Origin of the sequence: Microbispora hainanensis, assembly GCF_006874475.1 — a bacterium.
Taxonomy (GTDB): Bacteria; Actinomycetota; Actinomycetes; order Streptosporangiales; family Streptosporangiaceae; genus Microbispora; species Microbispora hainanensis.
Window position 1 is genome coordinate 1 of record NZ_VIRM01000038.1, and the last position, 23491, is coordinate 23491.

Annotated in this window: 14 protein-coding genes and 2 pseudogenes; 6 read left to right on the forward strand and 10 right to left on the reverse strand. The window is 67.3% G+C overall.

The genetic code is table 11. The features are described 5' to 3' along the window. Positions 1–101: 101 nt before the first annotated feature. Both FLX08_RS26640 and FLX08_RS26645 read right to left on the reverse strand, forming a co-directional pair. On the reverse strand, positions 102–497 hold the full coding sequence (locus FLX08_RS26640) for a hypothetical protein (protein ID WP_142622552.1): 396 nt from the start codon (positions 495–497) through the stop codon (positions 102–104). A 264-nt stretch (positions 498–761) separates the two neighbouring features. After that, on the reverse strand, positions 762–1658 hold the full coding sequence (locus tag FLX08_RS26645) for a toll/interleukin-1 receptor domain-containing protein (protein ID WP_167530579.1): 897 nt from the start codon (positions 1656–1658) through the stop codon (positions 762–764). Between the two features lie 258 nt (positions 1659–1916). Between FLX08_RS26645 and FLX08_RS26650 the strand changes: the two genes are divergently transcribed. Next, positions 1917–10064: a protein kinase family protein gene (locus FLX08_RS26650; RefSeq protein WP_142622556.1), complete on the forward strand. Its 8148-nt coding sequence runs from the start codon at positions 1917–1919 to the stop codon at positions 10062–10064. Positions 10065–10711: 647 nt separating this feature from the next. Continuing rightward, positions 10712–10957 (forward strand): annotated as a pseudogene (locus FLX08_RS26660) (IS630 family transposase); the annotation flags it as partial. An 82-nt stretch (positions 10958–11039) separates the two neighbouring features. On the opposite strand, the gene FLX08_RS26665 reads toward FLX08_RS26660, so the two are convergent. Continuing rightward, entirely contained in the window at positions 11040–11645 is a 606-nt protein-coding gene (locus FLX08_RS26665; RefSeq protein WP_142622558.1) for a TetR/AcrR family transcriptional regulator, read from the reverse strand. A gap of 697 nt (positions 11646–12342) precedes the next feature. Here FLX08_RS26665 and FLX08_RS26670 point away from each other — a divergent pair. From FLX08_RS26670 to FLX08_RS26685, 3 genes are all read left to right on the forward strand, one after another. Beyond that, a complete protein-coding gene (locus FLX08_RS26670; protein ID WP_167530580.1) occupies positions 12343–13770 on the forward strand; it encodes a beta-galactosidase in 1428 nt (475 codons plus the stop codon). 12 nt (positions 13771–13782) lie between these two features. Next, the gene (locus tag FLX08_RS26675) at positions 13783–14418 is read left to right on the forward strand and encodes a VC0807 family protein (protein WP_142622562.1); all 636 of its coding nucleotides are present in this window, start codon (positions 13783–13785) and stop codon (positions 14416–14418) included. 288 nt (positions 14419–14706) lie between these two features. After that, a complete protein-coding gene (locus FLX08_RS26685) occupies positions 14707–15339 on the forward strand; it encodes a LysE family transporter (RefSeq protein WP_142622564.1) in 633 nt (210 codons plus the stop codon). A gap of 196 nt (positions 15340–15535) precedes the next feature. Here FLX08_RS26685 and FLX08_RS26690 read toward each other — a convergent pair whose 3' ends face one another. Beyond that, a complete protein-coding gene (locus FLX08_RS26690; protein WP_142622566.1) occupies positions 15536–16135 on the reverse strand; it encodes an HAD-IA family hydrolase in 600 nt (199 codons plus the stop codon). A 154-nt stretch (positions 16136–16289) separates the two neighbouring features. Between FLX08_RS26690 and FLX08_RS26695 the strand changes: the two genes are divergently transcribed. Beyond that, the gene (locus FLX08_RS26695; protein ID WP_142622568.1) at positions 16290–16841 is read left to right on the forward strand and encodes an LOG family protein; all 552 of its coding nucleotides are present in this window, start codon (positions 16290–16292) and stop codon (positions 16839–16841) included. A 194-nt stretch (positions 16842–17035) separates the two neighbouring features. On the opposite strand, the gene FLX08_RS26700 is transcribed toward FLX08_RS26695, so the two are convergent. The 6 genes and pseudogenes from FLX08_RS26700 to FLX08_RS26715 form a co-directional block, all read right to left on the reverse strand. Continuing rightward, positions 17036–17659 (reverse strand): helix-turn-helix domain-containing protein, encoded by a 624-nt coding sequence (locus FLX08_RS26700; RefSeq protein ID WP_142622570.1) that lies wholly within the window; start codon positions 17657–17659, stop codon positions 17036–17038. Continuing rightward, positions 17656–17928 carry a DUF7710 domain-containing protein gene (locus FLX08_RS43465; protein WP_425280642.1) on the reverse strand — a complete coding sequence of 91 codons (273 nt, stop codon included), beginning with the start codon at positions 17926–17928 and terminating at the stop codon, positions 17656–17658. Before FLX08_RS43465 ends, FLX08_RS26700 begins: the two co-directional genes overlap by 4 nt. Positions 17929–17958: 30 nt before the next feature. Continuing rightward, positions 17959–19314, reverse strand: coding sequence for a HEAT repeat domain-containing protein (locus FLX08_RS43265; protein WP_341874350.1), 1356 nt, complete (start codon positions 19312–19314; stop codon positions 17959–17961). A gap of 81 nt (positions 19315–19395) precedes the next feature. Beyond that, positions 19396–19704, reverse strand: a pseudogene (locus tag FLX08_RS42375) (ADP-ribosylation/crystallin J1); the annotation flags it as partial. A 182-nt stretch (positions 19705–19886) separates the two neighbouring features. Further along, positions 19887–22583 (reverse strand): ricin-type beta-trefoil lectin domain protein, encoded by a 2697-nt coding sequence (locus FLX08_RS26710; protein ID WP_142622574.1) that lies wholly within the window; start codon positions 22581–22583, stop codon positions 19887–19889. A gap of 361 nt (positions 22584–22944) precedes the next feature. Beyond that, positions 22945–23358, reverse strand: coding sequence for an RNA-binding S4 domain-containing protein (locus FLX08_RS26715; RefSeq protein ID WP_142622576.1), 414 nt, complete (start codon positions 23356–23358; stop codon positions 22945–22947). Between the last annotated feature and the right edge of the window lie 133 nt (positions 23359–23491).

Genomic DNA, 23491 nt, shown 5'->3' on the forward strand with positions numbered 1-23491 from the left:
AAGGTGCGCGAGGGCGGGCGGACGGTGAACGTGCACTGCCTGATCGCCACCGGCGTCAACGCGGGCGGCGTCAGGATCGACGACGCTGCACGGTGACACGATTACGGAGACGCTCGCGTCGGGGGGGGCGTGTCCAACCCGCTGTCACCGGCCGCCGTCGCGAGCTGAGTGTTGGTCTTCTGGATGGAGGCCGTACTGAGCAGTACCTCGGCCTGGGCGTCCTTGAGGCTCTTGTACGACTCCCGGACGTAGGCGACGAACTCCTCGCCCGGGTGATTCACGAGGATTTTTCCTTCCTCCCCTGCCGCCCACTCGGCGGCCGTCACCTCGTACGAAGCAATGTGGGCGCAGAAGTCTAGGACTACGTGTGGTATTTGGTCCTCGATGAACAGGTCGCCGTGGTCCACGATGGCATCCCGCATCTGGCGCGCCGACGGCAGGAACACTGTGAGTACCCAGCGGCGCCACAGCCTGTGCTGCTCCTCGGTCAACTCCACGCCTCGCCGGCGTTCCTCGGCCGATGGCAGATGCTGCCGACGGAAGGCATCCCAGGTACGCTCGTTCGACTCCACGAGCACCAGGAGCGGCCCGTATAGGTCTCGCAGTTGGGAGTCGACACGGTTCAGGCGGGCCTGGCGCCGGGCGCGTGCGAGCTCTCCGCGCTGGTTGAGCAAGTATGCGAGGACGGCGATGAGGACGCTGGCGATGGCGGTGACCAGCGTGGCGATCAGGGTGGACAGGGGGGCTCCTTTGCTCGGGGACTAGAGAGGTTCGAAGACCAAGATCTCGATGTCATCGGTGACCTCGATCGCCGAACCGACGCTGGCTGCGAGCGTTTGCAGTCGTCCGTAGTTCTTGGCGGCCCGCCGATATCCCTCGCTGTCGCAGCGCACGGTGATTCCACTTTCCGTGGTCCGCAGCTGGCGAACATGGGACTTACCGATGATTTCGTGGACGTTCAGAACCACCTCCTTACAGAGGGCGTCCCTCACGCCTTTCGCCGGGATGTCCGGGTCCGGCTGGACATGGGTGGTGACCGACGAGGTCCTTCCCAGTATCTCCAGCCTCCTTTCCAGCGCCTTAATCCTTATATTCTGCTCGCGGACGAGGCTAACGAGTTCGTTGAGGATGGCGGGCGTAGCTCGGGTTAATGCCTTCGGGGATGGCTTCATTTGCCTGATCTTCTGAAGCGTCTTGTCCAGTTCCTCCCAGTACTGGTCGAAATGTCCCCGCAGGATGTCGGTTTCGACCTTGCCCTTGCTGTCGCACACGTCGTTGATCGACTGGACCATTTGCCACACTTGCCCCTTGTTCGAAGAGTCAGTGGCCTGAAAGCTGGACAGCGGCCCGGGCGTCAGGTCCTTTTCTGGTAGATCGATGAGAAACGGCATGACCCGGCTGTCGGACACCGCTTTTGACAGCGCCCCTGCCTCAAAGTTGAGCCAGGGGGCCGCCTGATTCCCTCGCGTGACACACACTATGCCGAAGTTGGATACCTGCAATTGGTTCGCGATCTTGGACCTCGCCAGCTCGCCCTTCGCGATGTCGGTATTCGAGCACCACGGGTCGATGGTGTGATTCAGCTTCCTGATCCACAGTTTTAGAAACGAGGCGCACTGCTCGGCCAGTTCTCCGGACCAACTGATAAAGAGCTTCACTCTGGCGCGTTCCTTGAGGTGAGGGCATCCGGCGGCCCGACCCTGCAGCCGGACTGACCTATTGTCAACTCAGGTGCCGTGCAAGTCCACTGGCGTCGGATAAACTGATGCCTCTTCCTCTCTGTCCTTGATACGCGAGGCATAACGGGAGGTCACGTGTCCGTGACGGCTTCCAGTGGGATTTCGACGGCAGCTAGGGATCTTGAACTGTTCCTGTCTGGCCGGGGGCGCACCGCGGAGGGGAGTTACTCTCCGGCGGTGCTCAAGGGCGTGGGGCCGTTCGCGGTGTTCCTGCACCGCAGAGTCGCCATGACGGCCTCCGTGCTGGTGCCGGCGACGGACCGAGTGGTCAGCCCCGGCCCGCACGTCGTGCTGCTGCCCCGGCTGTGTCAACGCGCGGCGGCCGTGGGCGAGCACGCGCTCGCTGAACTGCTGGACTGGGCGGAGATCGCCTGGACCGGGCGCACCAGCCAGCGCTACTTCTACGCTCGTCGTGCGCTGCCCGAGCCCGTGTACCGGCATCTGCACGACCTGGTGACCCGGCATGGCGCCGTGATGCGCCGGGTCACCGGATCGCTGGTGCTGCGCGCGCGGGCCGAACACCTGAGGGCTGAGACGGACCGCCTTGCGAGCGTCGACCACACGTTCACCCGGCAGTTGTTCGTCAAGCCTGTGGAAGCGGTCCTGCACGATCTCAGCCGAGGTGTGATCGACGATCACGGGCTGCTGGAGCATCCCCCGGAGATGCTCGTCTCCCGCGTCAACGTCGCCCACCGCGGCCAGGGTAATCTTGCGCCGGTCCCCAGCAACGGCAAACGCTGGCCGGTGCTGGTGAAAAATGCCGCGGAGGTCTGCGAACTGGTGCGCTACCTGCTGGAGATCGCGGCCGAGCATACCTGGCACGTTCCCGACGTCTCCGCGCCGCCGCTGGATCGGCTCGACCCGGTCCTGGTGCCCGTCGTCGAGGCGCTTCTGTTCGCCTCCCCGGACCTGGATGCGCCCCGGATCGACGCCGACGACAGCTGGGTGACGAGGGTCGCTGCCGAGGCGCTGACGCTGGTGGCCGGGGAGCACCGGCATCTGATCGCCCTGGCGGCCAGGGGAGCTGGCGTGCCGGAGGAGGTGACCGGGCCGGCACTGGAGCCGCTGGAGAGAATCCGCGAGCGTGCGGACATGCTTTTCCGGGGGTTGGCGCAAGATCCGGACGGGGAGGGCGAGGACCTGCACAGTCTGATCCTCGACGCCCTGGTACGCGGTGATTTGCCCGACGCTCAGCAGGGCCTGGACATGCTAGAGGAGCTGGACGGACGCACGGCCGTGGAGGTCAGGGCGATGGCCGTGCAGCAGGCCCTAGCCACTCTCGGGGACGGGGACGGGGACGGGGTACGGCTCCACCTCAGGACTGTCGAACTGCACTTGGAACGCGGCGATCTGCGCGCGGCCGAGTCCTACGTCGCTCAGGCTGAGCAGGCCCTGCCTGGCGACCCGGAACCGGCGTGTCAGCAGCGGCCGCAGGACGCGGAGCCGACGGCAGCCCTCGCGGAACCAAAGCAACCCCCGGCCACTGCCCAGGTTGACACCGCAGACATCGCTAGTCCCGTCAATACCCCGGACACCGTCCACGACGACGAGTTGCCCGCCCGCATCCTCGCCGCCTTCCGGACTCCGACGCATCAGACAGCCGATCGGGGGCAACTAGAGTGGGACGTAGGGCAGCTGGGCCGGTCGGGGCCGCTGTCCGACGTGGTGAGCACCGCTCGCGAGCTGCTGCACCTCGCACCCGAGCTGGTCGTCGAACTCACCGACTTGGCGCTGCACCGGGCCCGCCCCGTCCTGTACCCCTCCCTGTGGCAGCTGCAGTACGACGCGCTGCGTAGCCTCGGCCAGACCGAGCGGGCCGAGAGCGTGTTCCGGCGGGGCCATCCGCCGCTGCCGCCCCAGAGCCTGACGGTCGGCGAGTCAGTACCGGGCGCACACCTGCTCACCCCGTACGTACGGCCGTTCCGCGGCGCCGACGTCACTGCGGAGGCGGGCGGCGGCCCAGGAGCCGGGCCGCGCACGCAGGAGGAGGAGGCGCGGCTGTACGCACGGTCGCTGGAGGCGGGCAACACAGCCGCGCTCGGCTATGCCATCGGCTGGGCGGTCCGTGCAGGCCGGGCCGCGGACGCCCTCCACCTGTACCGGCGGTTTGGGCCGCACCAGTATCTCAACGGGGCGGCCGCCTGGAACATCGCCGCCGCCTACGCCGCCGTCGGCTCCGCCCGGCAGGCGCTTCAGGCGCTGGACGTCTTCCAAGACATCCTTTCCGGCCGCATGGAACCAAACCAGCGACGTGCAATGAGGGAGTTTATGGCCCTTCACGGCGCCCGTCCCGCACCCGAACCGGCTTTCCAGGGTGCACCCGGTACGGGCACTGGGCCCATGCACCCCGAGGAGGAAGCCAAACACCTGCACGCCATGGGCCGTGCGCAGGAGGCGGCGGCCCGATTGGAACAGCTGCTGACGGTGAATCCGCGATCCCCCGGCGCCTTCCTGCTGCTACGCATCCACCGCGAGGGCAACAACCTGGCCGGGGCGCGTTCGGTGGTCGACCGCATTGAGGCGGCTGGGGTGGCGACCTGGCGGCACCACCTCGAACTCGCCCGCAACGCACTCGAGGCCGGGGACGTCGCCCTCGCGCAGGAACGCCTCGACCGCGCCCAGCAGATGGGCGCCACCGCCGACTGGACGGAGAAACTCCTCCACCAGCTGCGCGCCCAGCCGGCCGGCCGGGTCGAGATCCGGCTAACGCCTGTGCCGGCCACTGGCGTGGCGCCGCCGCCCACCAGCACCAATGACATCGAGGCCTGGCGGAAGTATTTCGCCGCCCAGTTGGGCACGCGCGGACTCCAGGACGTGCTGGAGACCACTACCTGGGCCTCGCTGCGCGAACCCGTCATCGTTGGCGTGCTCACCACTCAGCTGCGCACCCTGGGAATCCCCGTGCCTCGCGCCGACATCACCGAACGACTGATCGGCCTGGTCAATCAGTGCCGTGACTCCTTCCTCAGCCGCGACCTCGCCCTGTGGCTGATCAACGGCTGCGATCACCGTACGGCGGTACGGGTGCTGCAGGACTGCGTCGCCTGGACACCGCCCGAACGGCTGCCGCGCGTGGTCTTCCTGCGAGACGAGGCCGTCCGCAGGGGCGGGCTGCCCCAGGGGAGCTACGATCCACCCTCGCCGCCGGCGCAGGTCACCAGTGTCCGGCGGGCTGTGGATCCGTCGCTCGTGCCCGAGGTCCACGTCCAGGAGATCGGCGGGCCGCAGGCTGCGGACCTCCTCATTCACGAGGCGCAGCAGCTGCCGCCGAACACTGAAGCCTCTCTCGTCGCCGACGCCTGGCTCAGAGCCGTACACCACGGGCACTCCCTGGCCCTCGGCAACGCGCTGGCGACGCTGGTGCTGGCCGACCGGGCCGAGGAGGCGGTCGCCTTCTACCACAGCGTGTCCGACCGGTACTGGCTCGGCTCGTCCGCGGCGTGGAACCTGGGCTGCGCCTACATGGCGTCCGGCCACTTGGAGGAGGCCGCCACCACCTTCGAGTACCACGCGCGCGTGTCCACCTGGAGCTACACGGACGAGCAACGCAGGGTGCTCACCGCGCTCTTCGAGTCGGTGGGCCGCCCGGTGCCAACCCCTGCGGGCAGCAAGCTGCTGCTGGCCCGGGGCGGCAACGCCCGGCCAGGCACCGGCGAGCAGGCCGTCGCCGCGCTTGGCGACGGGGCCGACAGCGCCGAGGGGGAGGCGGCCCGGCGTATCGCGCAGTGCAGCAGCGCACCGACCAGCCACAACTTCTACTACGCCGGTACGGCGGTGCGTCGGGCCATGCAGTCTCGGCCGTCCGGCAATGTCGCCCGGTACCTGGCAACGATGCGGAATCTCTTCGCGCTGGTGACCGACCTCAACCCGAAAGCCGTCGCCGAGATGGCGGCCGTACTTGAAACGGCCGGCCGGGCGGAGGAGGCCTGGAACCTGCTCCGGCAGTGGATCGACCGAACTCGTGCGGCACCCGCGCTGCTGGCCCTGGCGGTTCGCATCTCCCGAGAGCTGGGCCACGAGGGGGAGCTGCGCAGGCTGCTGGAGCGGCACCAAAGGCCGAACTCCTCCTATGAGGTGTACCTCAGCCTTGCCAAACTGGCGCAGCGACAGAACGACGAGGAGGCGCTGCTCAAGTACGCCGACCTTGCACTCCAGCGCAACCGCCGATCCGTGGAGGCGGCCGTCCTCAGGGAGAGCGCCGCAGCTCTCCGACAGGCCCTGCCGGTGGGCGACCGGGGCGTCCTGGCCAAGGTTAAAAACCCCCGAGTGTCGGTGAACCAGGCGATCCAGCAGCTGGTGCACGAGTACGACGACCAGGTGCGCGACCTGCGGCTGAAGGCATTGACTTGGTTCCAGCCGAAGGTCGATAAGGCGGAGCTGAACCGTTTGCTGTCGACGACGCTGCGCGCGCAGGCCAAGCCCGCGTTCCAGGCCGCCACGGACGAGGACTGGGAGACGGCGACCCGGCTGTTCAAGGAGCTGCTGAAGAAGCATCCCAGGGACGTGGCCTTGGCCCGGGCGACGGTGGCCTGCCAGCTCAAGTGCGGCATGGTTGACGACGCCGCCGCGGTCGCCGGAGTCTTGGGGCACATTCCGGACGGGGTACGCCTGCAGGTGCAGGTTGCCTGCGCCCAGGGTGATTACAACGAAGCCGGCCGTCTCCTTGGGCTCTTTCTCACGCTGCACGACGGTTCCGCGGAGGAGGCGATCGTTCAAGCAGGTCTGCTCACCCACCTCGCCAACCGCGCCTCGGTGGCACCGAAGCTCCTCCTGGAGTTCGCCCGGCGCCGCCAGCCGGGCACCTCCGACTTGCCGCTGGCCATCGCGGTGGTCCTGGCCAACCAGCAGCGCAAACGCGACCTTGCGCGTGAAGCACTCCAAGAGCTGCGCCGCCCCCGGAACGAGGAGCCGGATGCCCTCATCGCCCGGGCGATTGAGTACGACGTCCCCGACATCCTCAATGACACGGCCATACCGCCCCTGGGCCGGGGGCACCTGGAGCGCATTGTGGAGCACCTGCGCATGGACACGCCGCGGCTGCTGCGATTCCTTCAGGACCACATCAAGCTTAGGGCGACCGCCCTGGATAGCACGGTGGTGCGAGAGGCACGCGGGTACTGCGCGACGCTGCTCGCCGAGCACGGGCTGGTGCGCGACGCCTACAGCGTGTGGCGGGGGCTCGTCGAGAGCGCGGCCACTGCGGAGGAGAAGGGCAATATTTTACACGAGCTTAGATCCTTCTGCGACCGGATCTCGTACGCAGAGGGCTACCGCTACGCCATCGTCACCCTGCCCGAACTCGGCATCGAGCCGAGCGACGAGGACCTGGCCTACGTCGACAACATGTCCTCTGAGATGGAACCGCAGGCTCTACCGGAGGAGACCACGCAGCTCGTCCAAGCGGTGGTAGTCCGCCGGTGCGCTTCCCTCGCGGAGGCCCTGACCTCGGCCGTGGATCAACTGAAGGTTGATGCGGGACCGCAGGACGCGATCGGCCTGGAGAAGCTGAGGAAGCTGTGGACGCGGCTGGCCGAGCAGTTCGAGGACCCCGACTCGCCGTCCCGGCTGGCAGGCAGAACGACGCGTGACCTCGTCGAGTCGGCGACACGCGTCGAGAGCGACATGTACCTGCAGCGCCAGCTCGCGAAGAACCTCATCTCCACGGCACGCGGCGAAGCAGCTGTCTCGCTCTCCCGTGCGCTGCAGGAAGCGTGGGACGAGGTGGCGCGGCATCACCTCAAGAGCGGCGGAACCCAGCGCTGGCTGGATCTGACGGTGCACAGGGCGACCCGCCTGGGCAGCGGCCCCGTGGAGGTCAAGGTTGAGATCACTAGCTTCCGCCAGCCCTTGAAGCAGGTCACGGTGCGCGTCGACAAGAGGACGCTCGTGGTGGGCGACCTGGAGCCCCACTCCTCCGCGACACGACGCCTCGTCCTGCCCGGCGAGGCCCAGGAGGTGAAGGTCACCGCCTCGGGCCTGCAGGACGGCAAGCCGACCGAGAAGACACAGACGGCACCGGTCACCCGCTACCCGCACGATCAACGGCTGGCCGCACGCTTCAACCCGAGCGACCCGGTGGACCCGGAGCTGTTCGTCGGCCGCACTAAGGAACTGGAGGACCTGACTCACCACTACGAGAAGGCGGCCCGGACCAACACACGGGCACTGTTCATGACGGGCTCGCGTCAGGCGGGCAAGACGTCGATCGCGCATCAGCTCAGCGAAGTCCGTCCGCCCGGCGCCGCCGAACTGCCGCCGCCCAGCAAGTGGCGCATCCCGCGCGTATTCCCCGTCTATCTGAACGCCGAGATGACCGCCGACGCCGACGGCCACTTGATGACCGACATCGCCAAGGCGGTCGCCCTCGCTGTAAACCAGGCCTTCAGCGGCCAGGCACCAGACGTGGGCATGCCCGAGGGTGCCGGCTCGCTGGACTTCCTGCGCTGGTGGCGGGACGTTCGGCAGCGGCTGTGGCAGGACAACGTGGGCCTGCTGCTGATCCTCGACGAGTTCCAGCATCTGCTGCGCCAGCTGAAACAGTCTGGAACCTTAGAGTCCGCGCTGAGCGACCTGCGCGGCCTGAAGAATCGTGGCGATCTGGCTCTGCTATTCTGTGGGGCCGCGACCACCAACGGGATCCGAGAGTTGCTGGAAGGCACTCGTTTCCAGCAGGAGTTCACGACGCCGTACCTCATCGGGCCGCTGGACATGGAAGCAACACTGCAGGCTTTTCACCAGGGCTTCCTACCGCCCGTCGACGTGATGCCCCAGGCCGCCGCACGGGTCTGGGCCCATACCAAGGGCCACCCTCAGCACATCCACATGCTCGGCAGCAGGGTGCTGGAACTGCTGCATGACGGGCAGCGGGTAATTGTGGACACGGACCTCGTGGACAAGGCGTTCGACCGGGTGGTGGCCGACGACGATGCGGTGATCAGCCTGCTCGACCCCTACGTCGAGGGACGCCGCGAACAGGCGCTGGAGCTTCTGTACGAGATCGCCGAACTCATCGACGAGGGCGCATCTGACGCCGCGGTGAAGGCGCAGCTCGGCACGGCCAAGTTCAAGGACCTCGAGGCGCTGCGCGCGTTCGGGATCCTCGTCAAGGCGCAGGACGAATGGCAGTGGATCAACCAGATCGTGCGCACCTGGCTGGACACGCGGCGGCCGCGGAACCCCGACCGCACGCAGTCCGCCTGGCAGCCAGACGAGGAAGCCCTTAGGAGTGCTGGATACGTCGTCGTCAGCCGCGTCGACGACGGAGTCTGGCCGAAGACCTGCCTGCTGCGGCACGACAACCATAAGCAGCCGCTGCTGGCCCGACACCACCCCGGGCACCGGGCGACGCTAGCCCGACTCAACGAGATCCTTTTCGACCCCACGCAGAACGTAGCTGGTGTGCCCGAGATGCTGTCCCCCTGCGGGGACTGGCTGCTGTTCCGCGCGGTGGAAGGGGTTAGTCTGCGGCAGAAGCTCGACGCCAAGCTGGCCGGAAGCGCAGAGATTAGCCCTGTCAATGCCGCTCGCTGGATCGCCGATGCGTGCGACACACTGCACCGGATGCTCGATGCGCGGCAGATCACGCACGGAAACCTACGGCCGGAGAACCTCGTGCTGGTCGGGGAGGACCCAGGCGAGCTGCATGTGCTGGGTTGGGGCTCCGGCACCGACCTGGCGCTTGGCCAGCCGCTCCTTCCAGCCCGGCACCCATCGGACTATGCGCCGCCCGAAGCCCGCGACGGCACATCACCGGCAGCATCGCCTCAGGACGACGTGTTCGCGCTGTCAGCGATCCTCTACCAACTGCTGCACCCGTCCGGCGCCCTGCCCTACGCCGACCAGGAGTCGTTCCGATTCGGCCCACCGGCTCTTCCAGGGTATGGGCTGTTGAACAGTACCGTCTGGCAGGCCGTGAGCAAACGCCCCGACGCCCGGTTCCCCAGCGCTCTGGAGTTGCGCAACGCCCTAGAGGAGGCCGTGCTCGAACTGCAGCACAAAGATCGAAGGGCGACGAGGGTGCCCGTAGGCGCTCCTTCGGTAACCCCTCCGGTTACGCTCTCCGGCACGGCGCAGACCGAACTCCGGCGCAAGCTGGACCATCTGACGGAAGTGATCGAGTTTCTCACCGCCAGTCTCACCGGGGATGAGGAGAACGACGTAATCCGCGACCACTCCCACCTCATCGAGGCCGTTCGGGCCGAGGCCCTGGAGCCCCACCGCATCGCGAAATTCGCACGGCGGTTGCGGGAGACGCTTGCAAGTTTGGGAACTCCATCGCCAGCCATCCGCATGGTGGACGAGATACTCGAGGTCGCCCTCTCATAATGGCCGAGGCTCTGGTTGGACTGCACTGAACCGCCCCGGCCTTGATGTTCACCGGCTTTCGTGGAGTCCCTTTGGTTGACTGGCAGGCCCGAAACCCAAGAGAGGTCAGCATGCCGAGGAACTATCCCCCCGAATTTCCGCCGCAAAGTCCTGGACCTGCTGAAGGCCGATCGCACCATGCGGCGGGTGGCCGCCGATCGGCAGATTAGCGACCAGACCATCTACAACTGGCGCAGACAAGAGCGCATCGATGTGGGTCTGGAGCCCGGTATCACGTCGAACGACCAGGCCGAGCTGGTGGCCGCCAGGCGGCGGTTGCGAGAGACGCTCGCAGCTGATCACGTGAGGTCGGAGAGTTCCAGTGCTGGCCCCAGGCGACGAACGCCGCTCCGTGCTTGCTCCTGCAGCACGCGAGCGGCTTCGGCGTCGGCGCAGGCCAGGTCGACGTGGGCCGGCCGGGCCTGGACCCTCATGGAGCCGCCGTGGTATCTCGTCGGCGTTTACATTTGGCGGGCCGTGACTGGGTCTGTCCAATCAACGGGTCTGTCCCGGGCGTAGGTAATCCGCCGCCGCCCCCGCGCGGTTGTTGCCGCATTCGCCGCTGCCGTGTCGCACGCGACGCGTGATGGATACGGTCAGCGCGGTTCCACATGCACTTCACCCCGACCGGCTCCTCCTGGATCAACCAGGTGGAGCGGTGGTTCGGGTTCCTGACCGATCAGCTCATCCGGCGCGGGGTGCACAAGAGCGTCCAGTCCCTGGAGAAGGACATCCGCGACTGGATCGCTCAGTGGAACAACAACCCTCGGCCGTTCGTATGGAAGAAGACGGCAGAGGAGATCCTCGAATCCCTCGCACGATATTGCCGACGAATTTCAGGCGCAGGACACTAGCTGTTCTGTTCCCACGGCCCTTGATCCCTTACAAGATCATCCAGGCGTGTCGCCCCGTACCTGACCTCTGTGGTCAGTACATCTAGCCAAGCCGCACCATGGGGAGAAAGACTTGGTCGACGATCTCGGTCAGTATCTCCTCGGAAATGCCTGCCTCCGGGTTCATCAGGAATTCCTGGCGGAGGAGGACGACGGGGACGGTCGCCACGCGGGGACGCAGGGAGGCAGGTCTGGCCTCGCCTCGCGCGACCGCTCTGCCCAGAATGGTCATCATGGCGCCGGGCTCCTGGGCGAGTTCCTCGCGTATGTGCTTGAACAGCTCTGGATGGGCGTGCATCTCGGACATCATGCCGCGCAGGATCTCGCCGCCCACCGCGGACTCCATCCGGTTCGCCGCTCCTCGCAACAGTTCCAGCACGTCCGTCCGCAGGTCTCCGGTGTCGGGCAGGGCTGTTGGCCGGGCCACGAAGTGGCGGTAAGCGGCAAAGGCGAGAGCGGCGCGGTGCGGCCAGCGGCGGTAGATCACTGACTTGTTGGTCCCTGCCCGCTGTGCGACGCGGTCAATGGTCAGCTGCGCGTAGCCACGCTCGAGGAGCTCGTCGAGCGTGGCCTGCAAGAGCGCCTCTTCAAGCTCCGCGCCTCGCCGCCGGGAGCGCTTGTCGCCTTCCGTCCCTGTCGCGGATGCCACGGCCCCTCCAGATCGTTACGAGACTTCAAGCTCTTATGGAGGTCTAAAGAAAACCTATATAAGATTCTCTGGTATCTTACATGGTCCCCTTTCTCCGGTGCTTCAAGATCGAACCTTTCGGCGCCGATGAGGGGGAGTCGTGTCAGGTGAACCGGACCCGCCCGATGGGATGGGCGCCGCTCTCGGCCGCTTCCTGGAGTCGCCGGGCCGGGAGCTGGATGACCATGTCGGTGGGGTCGTGGCGCGGAACGACTGCGGCTGAGTAGGGCGACCGCGACCCTGCAACGCTCGCGCCGAGGAGGCGCGGGCGCTCGCCCGACGCTCGTCGAGCCCCGTCCCGCGAGCCGCGAGCCGCGTTCCACGAGCCCTGCGGCGGCCTGGCCGAACTCGCCCGCCTGCTCGCCCGCCTGCTCGCCCACGCGCACTTCGTCGGCGCCGAGAGCGATGTGCAACCGATGGTCGGCGGCCAGGCGTATGGTGCCGGACCTCGTGAAGCAGCTGCCTGGGCCTGTGCACCTCGACCTGGGATGAGTACTCACCGGATGGAGGGTCGTACGGCTGGCGCTGGCGTTCAGCGCCTCGGCCTTGACGTTCCAAATAAGGTCCTGATCGTCTCCTATTGCGATCCTAGATGTTAGGGTTAAGGTACATGAGTCTCTTAAAGAGAGACTGGCCTTCACGTGAGGTGGTAGACGAGATGGTCGTTCTGGATGAGATCCGCACGGGCGTCAATCGCGGCGGCACCTATGGCCTATTCGGTGCTCCCGAGCAGTTCATGCACCACGCGCGGGCGCTCGGTGCCCGGTTCGTCAGGGTCAATCTCTTCTGGTCCCAGGTCGAGCCCGAGCCGGGCGTGTTCGACTGGGGAGTGGTGGACAGCCTCGTCGATCAGATCGAGGAGGATGACGAGGTCTGGGTCACCGTATGCGCCGGTTCGCCATGGGGCACCAGGCGGGCGACCCGATTTCTCCCCGCCTCACCGGCCAAGGAGCCGGCGACCTATGAGAGGTTCGTCAGCGCGCTGGTTCGGCGGGCCCGCGGCCGGGTTCGCTTCTGGCAGTGCGAGATCGAGCCGAACATCCCCATGCTGTGGTCTGGTGCGCCGGATGACTATCTGGAACACCTGCATACCTTTCACCAGGCCGTCAAACAGGTCGATCCGCGGGCCCTGGTCGCTCTCGGCGGGGCGGTTCCCAGTGCGATGACCGGCGACGAAAAGGGCAGCGGCGCCGGCTGGATCGGTTACTTCGACCGCGTCCTGGCGGGCGCTCGTGATCGCTTCGATGTCTTCGACATCCATCCGTACGGCGATCCGTACCAGATTCCGGCCATGATCGATGCCTGCCGCCGGCTGATGGACGCACACGGATACGGCAAACCTATCGTCGCCAGCGAGTTCAACGGCCCGATGCCCACCGCGTTCCCCGGCAATCTGCCGTACCTGATCGAGGCGTTGGCCGCGCACCGTCGGCAGGCCCTTGGCGAGAGCGCGATTCCGGAGGGAGGTCCGCTCGAAAGCAAGGCCCAACCCGGCGTGGCGGCCCTCTACGAGCGCATGGACGAGCTGCCCGAGACCCTCCAGATGTTCTTGTCCGGGTGTTCGCCGGAGCTGGAGGCCAAACGCGTCAGAATGAGCGGCCGCGACATCGTGATGCGCACCTTGCTGCTGCTGGCCGGCGGTGTACGCAGAACGGCCGTCTTTCAGCTCGCCCCGGAATCGCCCCACGAAGCCGACATCCGTACCACCAGAGCGTTGATGTTCGGCACGTTCGCCCTCACCGACTACGACGGCGAGGAGGTCGGGCGCCGTCGCCCGACCGCCGCCACGGTGGAACTGCTGTCGCACCACCTGCGCGGAGTGACCGAGGTTCACAGGGTCGACGTGGCAGGCGCTCCCGACGTCTACCTCTTCGACATCCGTCGCGAGCCCCTCGGGCCGCTCATCGTCGTCTGGCGGCAATCCGCCGGCTTCTCCATCGAGGACGAGCCGTCCGCCGACTTCGACTGGCCGTGGCCGCTGCCCTGCGCGCATGCCGTCGACGCGTTCGGCGCCGAGGTGCCGATGAAGATCGCCGACGGCCGAATCCATCTGCCTCTTTCCGGCACTCCAGTCCTCATCTCCTGAAGGGAGCCACTTATGAACAAGACAACCCTGCTCAAGGCCCTTGTCCCGGACGTCGTGCTACCCATCGCGATCTACTACGCATGCCGCAGGTTCGGGCTGCACGAGACGATCTCGCTGTTGCTCGGCGCGGGTGCCGCCCTGATCCGCGTCCTGCTGGTGGCGGTCGTCTCGCGCCGGTTCAACGGCCTGGCTGCCCTGGTGTGCAGCGGCTTCGCCGTGGGCCTGCTGTTGACCTTCCTGACCGGCGACCCCCGGTTCCTCCTGGCCAAGGAGTCCGTCCTGTCTGGGCTGCTCGGCCTTCTCATGCTCGGCTCCTGCCTGCTGGGGCGGCCTCTCATGTACGCGCTCGTGCGCCGGCTGAGTGCCGACGACCCGCGGAAGCTCGCCGAATGGGAGCGGCTGTGGCGGTTCGAGCCCCAGTTCCGCAAGGTGTTCCTGACCCTGACGCTGGTCTGGGGCATAGGGCTGCTCGCCGAGTCGATCACCAGGATCCCGCTCATCTACCGCCTGCCGCTCGACGTCATGACCGGCCTGTCCACGGCGCTGCAGCTGGGCACGTTCGCACTGCTGATCGGCTGGTCCCTGCTCTATCGGCAGCGGCGGCTCGGCAAAGCAGCCGCCTCGGGCAACATCAGGGCACTGCGCTGAGGGCCGATGCGCGACCTCCCACACCGGCTTTCCCGCCGTCTCGCCGGCCAAGACGTTCACCGCCGCCGCAGCACTCCGGCTTGTCCAGGAAGCCTGGAGCTGGATGACCGCATCAACGTCTACCTCACCGATCTCTAGATCCCCCACACCTTTCCCCGGACGGCTGATCACATTGCGCCACCTGCTGACCCGCACAGATCCGGCGTCGAGAACCGGCCCCGCCACCGCCGCGGCCGACGTGGCGGTGCCGGACCGGCAGCAAAGCCGCCGGCCGATGCTCGTCCGAACATGATCGCGGCACTGGTGGCGGGGCTGCTGGCCGGCTATGGCATCGCCATCCCGGTCGGCGCGATCGCGACATATCTGGTAGCTCTCACCGCTCGAACGTCCTTGAAGACCGGAGCTTCCGCCGCGCTCGGGGTGGCGACCGCGGACGGTCTGTACGCCTTGATCGCGACCCTCTGCGGTGCCGCGCTCACTCCATTCGTCCAATCGATCGTGGCCCCGCTGCGCCGGGGTGCGGCGCTGATCCTCATCGCCCTTGTCCTACGGGGCGCGACGACGGCGATCAGGCAGTACCGTCAACGCCACCACCCCGCGACGATGGATGATCGGCCGCTCGCTCCGGCAGGGGCCTTCTGGACGCTGCTGGGTCTCACGATGCTGAACCCCCTCACCGTGATCTACTTCGCGGCGTTGGTGCTCGGCATTCAGACCGCGACAACCGTGCGCGTCCTTGACCAGGCCATGTTCGTCGTCGCCGCCTTCGCGGCCTCAGCGAGCTGGCAACTCCTCTTGGCGGGGAGCGGCGCACTGCTCGGTCGATTCATCACGGGCAGCCGGGGGCGGCTGGCCACCGCGCTGATATCGAACGCAGTGATCCTCTATCTCGCTCTGCACATGTTCTCGTTGGCGACGTAGCGTTCCCGGTGCCGGAGGAGATCAGCGCGTGAGCCGGTCAGTGCCGCGCGGCGCGCGGATGCATGACGAGCGCCGCCACGGAATAGTCCAGGGGACAGAGCCGCGTTGGCGTAGCCGTGTTCGGCGTCGGCGGGAGGTAGGCCGAGCGCGACGGTGGTCGGCGCCTGGTGACCGCGCTCGACCGGGGACACCATGCTCACAGCGAAAGGGCGTGCTCGAGAGTGTCCGGTCCTTGGAAGTGAACGGCGGTCCAACCCGCGGCGCGTGCCGCCGCGGTGTTGGCGGGACTGTCGTCGACGAACAGGATGTCGTCGGGAAGGGCGCCCAGTCGTTTCAATACGGTGGCGAAGGCGGCCGGGTCTGGTTTCCGGTGTCCGAGGCGATGGCTGAACAGCAGGTGGTCGAAGCTGTCGAACATGGTGGGGTAGAGGCGGAGCAGGGCGTCTTCCTCCAGTGGGCCGTTGTTGGTGAACAGCGCCGTTGGCCGTGTGCCGCGGTGGCGTTCCAGCACGTGGCGAACCGCCTGGTCCGGCCGGAAGGCGCTGCACCAGGCGGCGTCGAGGCGGTCATCGCTGCCGGTGAAGCCGGTGGCGGCACGGATGTACTGCCGGATCTCGGCGGGATTCCGGTACTTGCCCGCGTCGCAGTCGGCACTGAACCCGGACCGCCACAGCAGCTCGTCGATCCGGTCCGCGGCGAGCTCGAAGGCGTCGGCCATGTGCCGCAGGCGACTGGCGTGGTCGAAGTGGAACAACACGCCGCCGAGGTCGACGACGACTACACGTGGGCGGCTCATGTGGTGTCCTTTGCGCGCTGCGGCATGCCGAACGCCTTGCCGAGAGGTGTTCGTTGTTCCTCTCTCGAATCTATCTTGATTCCCAACTATGGGATGCTTTCCCGTATATGAGATACCTTAAGGGGTTTTGTCGCCCGTTATCGGGAGGAGCCGCATGAAGCGCATTGCCATCTTCACTGGTTCGTCGCCCGGCGCCGACTCCGGCTATGCGGAGGTCGCGGCCGATGTGGGTCGCGAGCTGGCTCGCAGGGGGATCGGTGTCGTGTACGGCGGCGGCCGTGCCGGGCTCATGGGCGCGGTCGCCGACGGGGCACGGCAGGCCGGTGGCGAGGTGATCGGGGTGATTCCGCGGGAGATGGTCGATCGGGAGTGGGCGCACCATGGCATCACCGAACTGCACGTCTGCGAGACGATGCACGAGCGCAAGGCGATGATGACGGAGAAGGCCGACGCCTTCCTGGCTCTGCCCGGAGGACTCGGCACGCTTGAAGAGGTCTTCGAGGTGTGGACCTGGCGGCAGCTCGGTTTTCACCGCAAGCCGGTGGGCTTTCTGAACGCCAACGGCTTCTGGAGCCCCTTGCTACGGGCCTTGGACGCCATAGTGGCCGCCGGATTCCTGTCCGACGTTGCTCTGGAGGACATCGTCGTGGAGCAAGAACTGCCTGCTGCACTGGAAGCCCTCTCTCGCCGCATCGTCACCGCCTGACCATCCAGACTGATCCGGCTCGGCCACCACCGCGTCAGGTGAGGTCCGGCCGGAGGGGCATGCGAACCATGTGCGGCTTGGTGACGGGTCGCCCGTGAATGATGACCGTCCGCGGCGATCTTCAGGACTCGTTGGACCGGCAGCTTGCCGATGCCGAGGCCGGCGACGTGCGGAGCGCCATGCCGAGCTCGCAGTCATGCTCTCATCCCCGGCGCCGGTCGGCCGGCCGACGGCAGGACGATCAGTACGGCGTAACGGACCGGGCCGGGGCCAGGGTTCTGAAATCGTGAGGGCCCCCACAGCCGGAAGCGCAGGCAGTCTCCCTTATGGAGTTCGTGCGCCGCGCCATCCACCGTGATCCGCAAAGCGCCCTCCAGGATCCAGATGTGCTGTTCCTGGCCCGGGACCGGCGGTTTGTCGTACGGGATGTCCGCGCCGGGCAGGAGGAAGGCCTCGAGGATCTCGCCGTTCAGACCCGGATGGGGCGGGGACACCGACCGCCGACTGAAGCCGGACTTCTCATCACGCCACTCCAATTGCCGGCCCGATCGCACCAGTTGCGGGGGCTCCGACTCCACTTCGGCCAGCAACTGCGACATCGTCCGCCCGTACGCTGCGCACAACTTGCCCAGCACTGCCGCGGTCGGGCTGATCTCCCCGCGCTCCAGCCGCGACAGGGTTGAACGGCTCACGCCCGATTGCTGTGCCAGCTCATCCAGCGACCAGCCGTGGTCCGTCCGCAGTTCGGCGAGCCTGTTCGCCAGCCGGGCCTCCATCTGGTCGGCGCTCTGCGGCCCTCGATCTGCAGCGCGTCTCATATCTGGGATGCTATCCCTGAGTCACCGGTCCACGGGTACTCGGTCAGGATCTCGGACACCTCGTGCTTGCCTGCCCAGGCGAGTGCGGCGTCCAGCGTCTCGAACACGCCGGAGGCGTACCGGGCTTCGCAACCGTAAAAGATCCAGACGACTGGCCTGAGGGGACTGCGCTGGTCGGAGGTCGGCCTGCGGCGCAGGCCCTCGGGCCTGAACGAGCTCATCGGCAGGAGCGGACGGCGGTTCCCGCGTGCGAGCGCGATGAGCCGCATCACCGCCCGGCCGGTCGACGAGCGGCGCGATCAGCCGATGCCGAGGATCCGGCGCAGTTGGCGGGCCTGCTGGGCGCCGATCAGCGGCTCGGCTGCGTCGACCAACCGGCCGAGGAGGAGTGTCATCTCCTTGGTCGGCGCGTTGTAGGCGGTCGCGGCGCCGCGGCGTGCCCAGTCGTTCAGGTCGGCGTGTGCCCGGTGGCCGAGCTCCACGTCGCGGGTGACCAGCAGGTGGAGGTCGACGTGAACACGGGTCCAGGTGTCCTTTGCCCGGAGCTGCTCATAGGCCCCCAGCCGAACATGCGGCGGTGATTCGGCGGCCAGCAGTTCCCACAGCCGTACGGCTGGCACGGCGGCGGGCTCGCCACGCAACGCCTGCGTGGCCGCGCGGACGACCACTGGCGCAGGATCGGCGAGCATTCCGGCGATGCTGGCGGGGGATCCGCCCAGGCGGCGGACGGCGCGTACGGCCGCCGCCCGCATCCGGGGACTCGGGTGCTCCAGGAAAGGCAGGAGCATGTCCACATCCTGACGCGTGCCGCATTCGGCGAGGCCGACGACCAGCGCACGAGCCCGGCCCACCGGCGGGTCCGCGGCCAGGGCGTTCCGGTAGATCGCGGCGGGATCGCGGCCCGCGCGACGGACCGCCCACTGCGCGGTGGCGCGCATCATCGCCGACCGATCCGCCAGATGGGCCTCACCGGCTTCAGGGTGGCCGAGCTTCACCAGGGCGGTGAGCGCCTCGATCCCGACCTGCGCGCTTCCCCGCCTCAGCAACTCTTCCAGCACGTCGACGCGCCGGTCTCGGACGGCGTCGGCCACGAGCCGTTCCGCGCACAGGAGACGGCAGACTCCATCTGGTTCGCCCAGGGTGGCATTCATGACCTCCTCGTATCGGGAACGGCCGGATTCCAGCCACAACCGGTACGCCAGGCGCCGCACCCCGAGGTCCTGGTGCGTACGGGCCGTCGCGGGCACGCCGTACGGCGCTGTCCGCAGCGCCTCCGCGAGGGCCTCCACGGCATGGCCACCACGTGCCCACGATCCGATCGCCGTGGCGACACTCGCCGCAGTGAGCAACGCCGACGCACCCGCCGACCGCAACACGGTGGTCAGCGACATGCGTGCGCGCTCACGCACCTGCGGCACCCAGTCGGCGGTCCGCAGCACCAGGAGGGGCAGCAGCAACCCGTCCGCAGCCGTGGCAAGGCCCGCGACCGCCGACTCCCTTTGGTGGCCGTCCCATGAACAGCCCGCCACGAGGGACGACAGCCGCTCGTTCTCCGGCAGCCGGGCCTTCGTCGCATGCCCGCCGTACGTCACCGCCGTCGTACGCAGTGCCCCGTCGAGCCCGATCCAGGTCTTCGCCCCGGCGACCGACAACATCGCCAGAACCTCGTCCGCCGGCTCCCGCCCGGCAGCGGCTGCGGCGACCCGCGTCGCCAGCGGGCCATATCCGGGAGCGTGGAACTCCCGGACCACGTGGATCGGCCCCGCCAGATGGGCGTTGAACTCCTCCAGCTCCCCCGCCGGAACCCACAGCTCCAGGATGGTCCGGCCGCCCGCCTGCCGCACCGGATAGCGGCGTGCGAAGTCCGCGTCGACCTCGAAACGCGTCACGAAACCGGCCCCCGACGCCGGGACGTTCCAGTCGCGAGCGATCCTGACTGCGTACGCCTCGTTCAGCACCGGATAGAAGATCGGCTGATCGGGCAGCCGAGGCGGCCAGGCCCTCCACCCCGAGGCACGCACCAGCGACAACTCCGCCGGTCCCACCGGGCGCCACAACGTCAGCGTGGCCCGCCGGCCCGTACGCGCTCCGCTCTGCTTGCCGTTCACGAGAACCGAGTCTCGCGACCCCGCCGGGCCCTGACCACTGAATATCCCCGTCGGAGGTCGGCGGGGTGGGCCGCGGGCGGTGCGTGTACGACCGTCCGCGGCCCGGCGGGAACCTCACATCAGCTGCGCAGGCTCCACTGCTGGTTCGTGCCGCCGTTGCACGACCACAGGATGATCTTCGTGCCGTTGGCGGTGGCGGCGCCGTTGGCGTCCAGGCACAACCCGGACTGCACACCGGTGACGGTGCCGTTCGAGTTGAGGTTCCACTGCTGGTTGGTCTGTCCGTTGCAGTCCCAGATGATCACCTGGGTGCCGTTCGAGGTGCCCTGGTTGTACGCGTCCAGGCACTTGTTGCCGTACACCTGTAGCTGCTTGCCGGACGTGTACGTCCACCGCTGGTTGGTCTGTCCGCTGCAGTCCCACAGCTGGACCTGGGTGCCGTTGGTGGTGCTGGAGTTCGGCACGTCGACACACCGGCCGGACTGGCCGCCGACGAGCGAGCCGCTCTGCTGGCCGGTTCCGCCGCCGTTGCCCTGCCTGACGAGCGACTTGGACTCGGCCGACCGATTGCCCTGGGCGTCCACGACGAAGAGCCGATACTCACCGTTCGACGACGGAACGGCGATGGAGGTCGCGGTCCCGCTTGCCCTGGTCATCGTGCTGCCCTCGGTGAAGGAGGTCGTGCCCGAGGGGGCCAGCCAGACCGTCTTGCTCGCGTCGCCCGCGCTCCGGATGGGAATCGACGTCACACCGGCGCCGGCGAACGTGCTGGCGGGCAGGACGTAGTCCGGCAGGGAGAGATTGCTCTGCGGGATGATGGTCCGGTACGCGTCCTCGAGGCCGGAGTTCACGGCGATGCCGTAGGCCTGCGACGGCCAGACGTAGTCGGAGGATACGAGGATGTCCTGGACCGTGCTGTTCGGCAGGTTCTTGTTGGAGACCTTGTTGATGGGGCCGTAGGTCTGGGTGATGCTCAGATCGTGCTTACGCCCCCAGTCGTCGGAGTTGATGAGCCACGTGACGTTCTTGTCCACGCTCAGGACGTTGTCGCGGAAGGTCATGTACGCCGAGCCTTCGTCCGGGTGGAGTCCGTACTTGTGACCGGCCGGGACGCCCTGCAGGTAGTTGTTGCTGATCGTGGTTCCCGGCTGGCTGCCCAGCGTGTAGATGGGAGCCGTGTCGGCCAGCCGCTGCACCGTGTCGATGATGTGGTTGTCGCTGATGGTGTTGTTCTTCGCCGTGGTGGTCGGCCGGTTCGGCGCGATCGATCCTGACGATCCGTCGAAGTTCCACCAGCCCCAGCCGAGCGTGATGCCGGACCACGGGGCTTTCTCGATGCGGTTGTGCTGAATGGTCAGGGTGTCGGCGAAGTACGCCGAGATGGGGCTGTGCCCGTTGAACAGCACGGCACTGTCGTAGATGTAGTTGTTCTTGATCTCGATGTTCTTGGGCGCTCCTTCGACCCCCACGGGATACTTCTCGTGGTTCGTCGAGGTGTAGTCCCCGATGTAGACATGCTGGGGATGGCCCACGACGACGGCGGAGCCGGCGATGTCGTTCGTGTAGTTCCCGATCAACTGGGTGTTCACCACGTCGTTGACCATGCTGATTCCGTCGACGCCCGTGTGCTGGATCCGGTTGTTCTGCAGGACGAGCCCGTCGGCGTTGTCGATCTGGATGGCGCCCGGCGCCATGTCGACATTGCGGTAGTAGTAGTCGTGGAAGTTCTTCTTGGCGTAGACGAGCGCGCCGAGGTTGCCCTGCTGGGCCTGCTTGAACACCGAACCGGCCACGTTGAAGAGGTTCCAGTCGGAATGCTCGACCGTGAGACCGGAGAAGGTGATGTTCCGGACGCGGTTGCTCGTGGAGGTTCCGGCGACCTTGATGAGGGTGGACACGTTGTTCGGCGCGAAGACCGTCGCGGTCGACATGTTTTCGGAGCCGGCCTTGTAGTAGTACAAGGTCTTGCTCGACTTGTCGAAGTAGAACTCGCCCGGGGAGTCCAGGAACTCGTAGGCGTTCATGACCTTGTGGGTGCCGCCGACCTGGGCGTTCCCGTTGAAGGCGCCCTGGGCGATGGCCGCTCCCGGCTGCTGGAACAGGGCTACGCGGTTGGAGCCGTCGGCGGTGACCTGCCGGACTCCCACGATGGCCGTGGTCCAGGTCGTCGACGTCTCTATTTCGATGTCGTCCTGGTTGGCGGCGACAGCGGGAAAATCATTCAGGCTGTATTTCGCCCCCGCGCACTGCGAACCCGATTCCCACGCCCACGGCGCCTGCCCCGCCGTGATGGTGTAGGTGCCGTAGCACCCCTGTGAGCTTATGGTCTTGGACGCCATGTACGCCCGCTTGTCGTTGACATAGAGCGCACGGAGCTTGTTGCCGCGATTCAGCGGGGCTTTCCAGATGTTGCCGCTGTGCTGCGTCCATCCGGTCACCTGGACGCCTCCGTTGAGGACCGGCGTCTCGTTCTGGTAGGCGCTGTAGATGACCCGGTGCCCATTCGTGCCGGAGTCGGCCGGGGTGAAGTCGATCGTGCTGCTGACCGGGTAGTTCCCTCCGCGGAGGTACACGTAGATGTCGCCTGTCATGCCGGCGTTCACCGTGCGGACGACGTCCCTCGCGCGCTGCAGGGTTCTGAACGGTGACGTGATCGTTCCGGGGTTCGCGTCATTGCCGTCAGGGGCGACGTAGTAGGTCGCCTGGGTCGCGGCCGAGGCCGGGGTGCTCCCTGCGAAGGTCGGCAGCAACACTGCGGCGACGAACACCGCGAGCGCTGCTAACGCCCTCTCAGTGGTGGACAGGGCTGACTTCACGCTCTGTTCCTTTCGCTGGTTCCGAGCGGATTTCCGCCGCGAAATCACCCCGCCGTGGCGGGACTCATGAGGGGTGTGCCGTTGCGCGGACATCCCATGAATAGGCTCGATTTCGTACAACGTATGACGTGTGATGTGTGGGGTCAAGAAACAATCCTGGGCGCCGGGTAGCGTCCAGCCGGTCGGCAGGGACGGCCGACGAATCGCGCGAGAACTGCCTGAAACTTTCACCGGAAGGAAGGGCTGGCGCCGGGGCGGCGGTCACGAGGTGTGCGCCGCGCTTCCTCATGCCGGCTGGGCGCGACGCGGCCTGTGGGGAGTCATCCCATCTTTAGCGGATGGGAGGGGGCGTGTTGCCCGTTCACTCAGGGTGGGGCCGGTGGTCCCGCCCCTCGGCCACGGGACGCCCGAGCAGCTTGTCGATGCTGCGGCGCTCGCGTTTGGTGGGACGCCCCGCGCCCCGAGCCCGTACGGCCACCGTCACGGCCTCTTCACGCCGCGGAGGCGGCGGGCTCTTGTCGACGTAGCACTCGGCGGCCACGGGGGCGCCGACGCGCTTGGTGATGATGCGGGAGACGACCACGATGCGTTCGCGCCCCTCGTGCCGCAGCCGGATCTCGTCTCCGACCCGCACGACGTGCGCGGGCTTGACCCGCACCCCGTTTACCCGGACGTGACCGCCCCGGCAGGCGTCGGACGCGATCGAACGAGTCCTGGTCAGCCGGACCGACCAGATCCAGATGTCCACCCGCGCGCTCACCTGCTCACCCGACACTCCGCCACTGTACTGAGAGCCATGCCCTGCCGGCAGATCGGCCCGTGTCAACGGCCGAGGGCGAGCGGCGAGCCCGCTACGAGCAGGTTCCGAGATACACCGGCGCCAGGCCGTGCGCGGCTCGTAGTGTCGG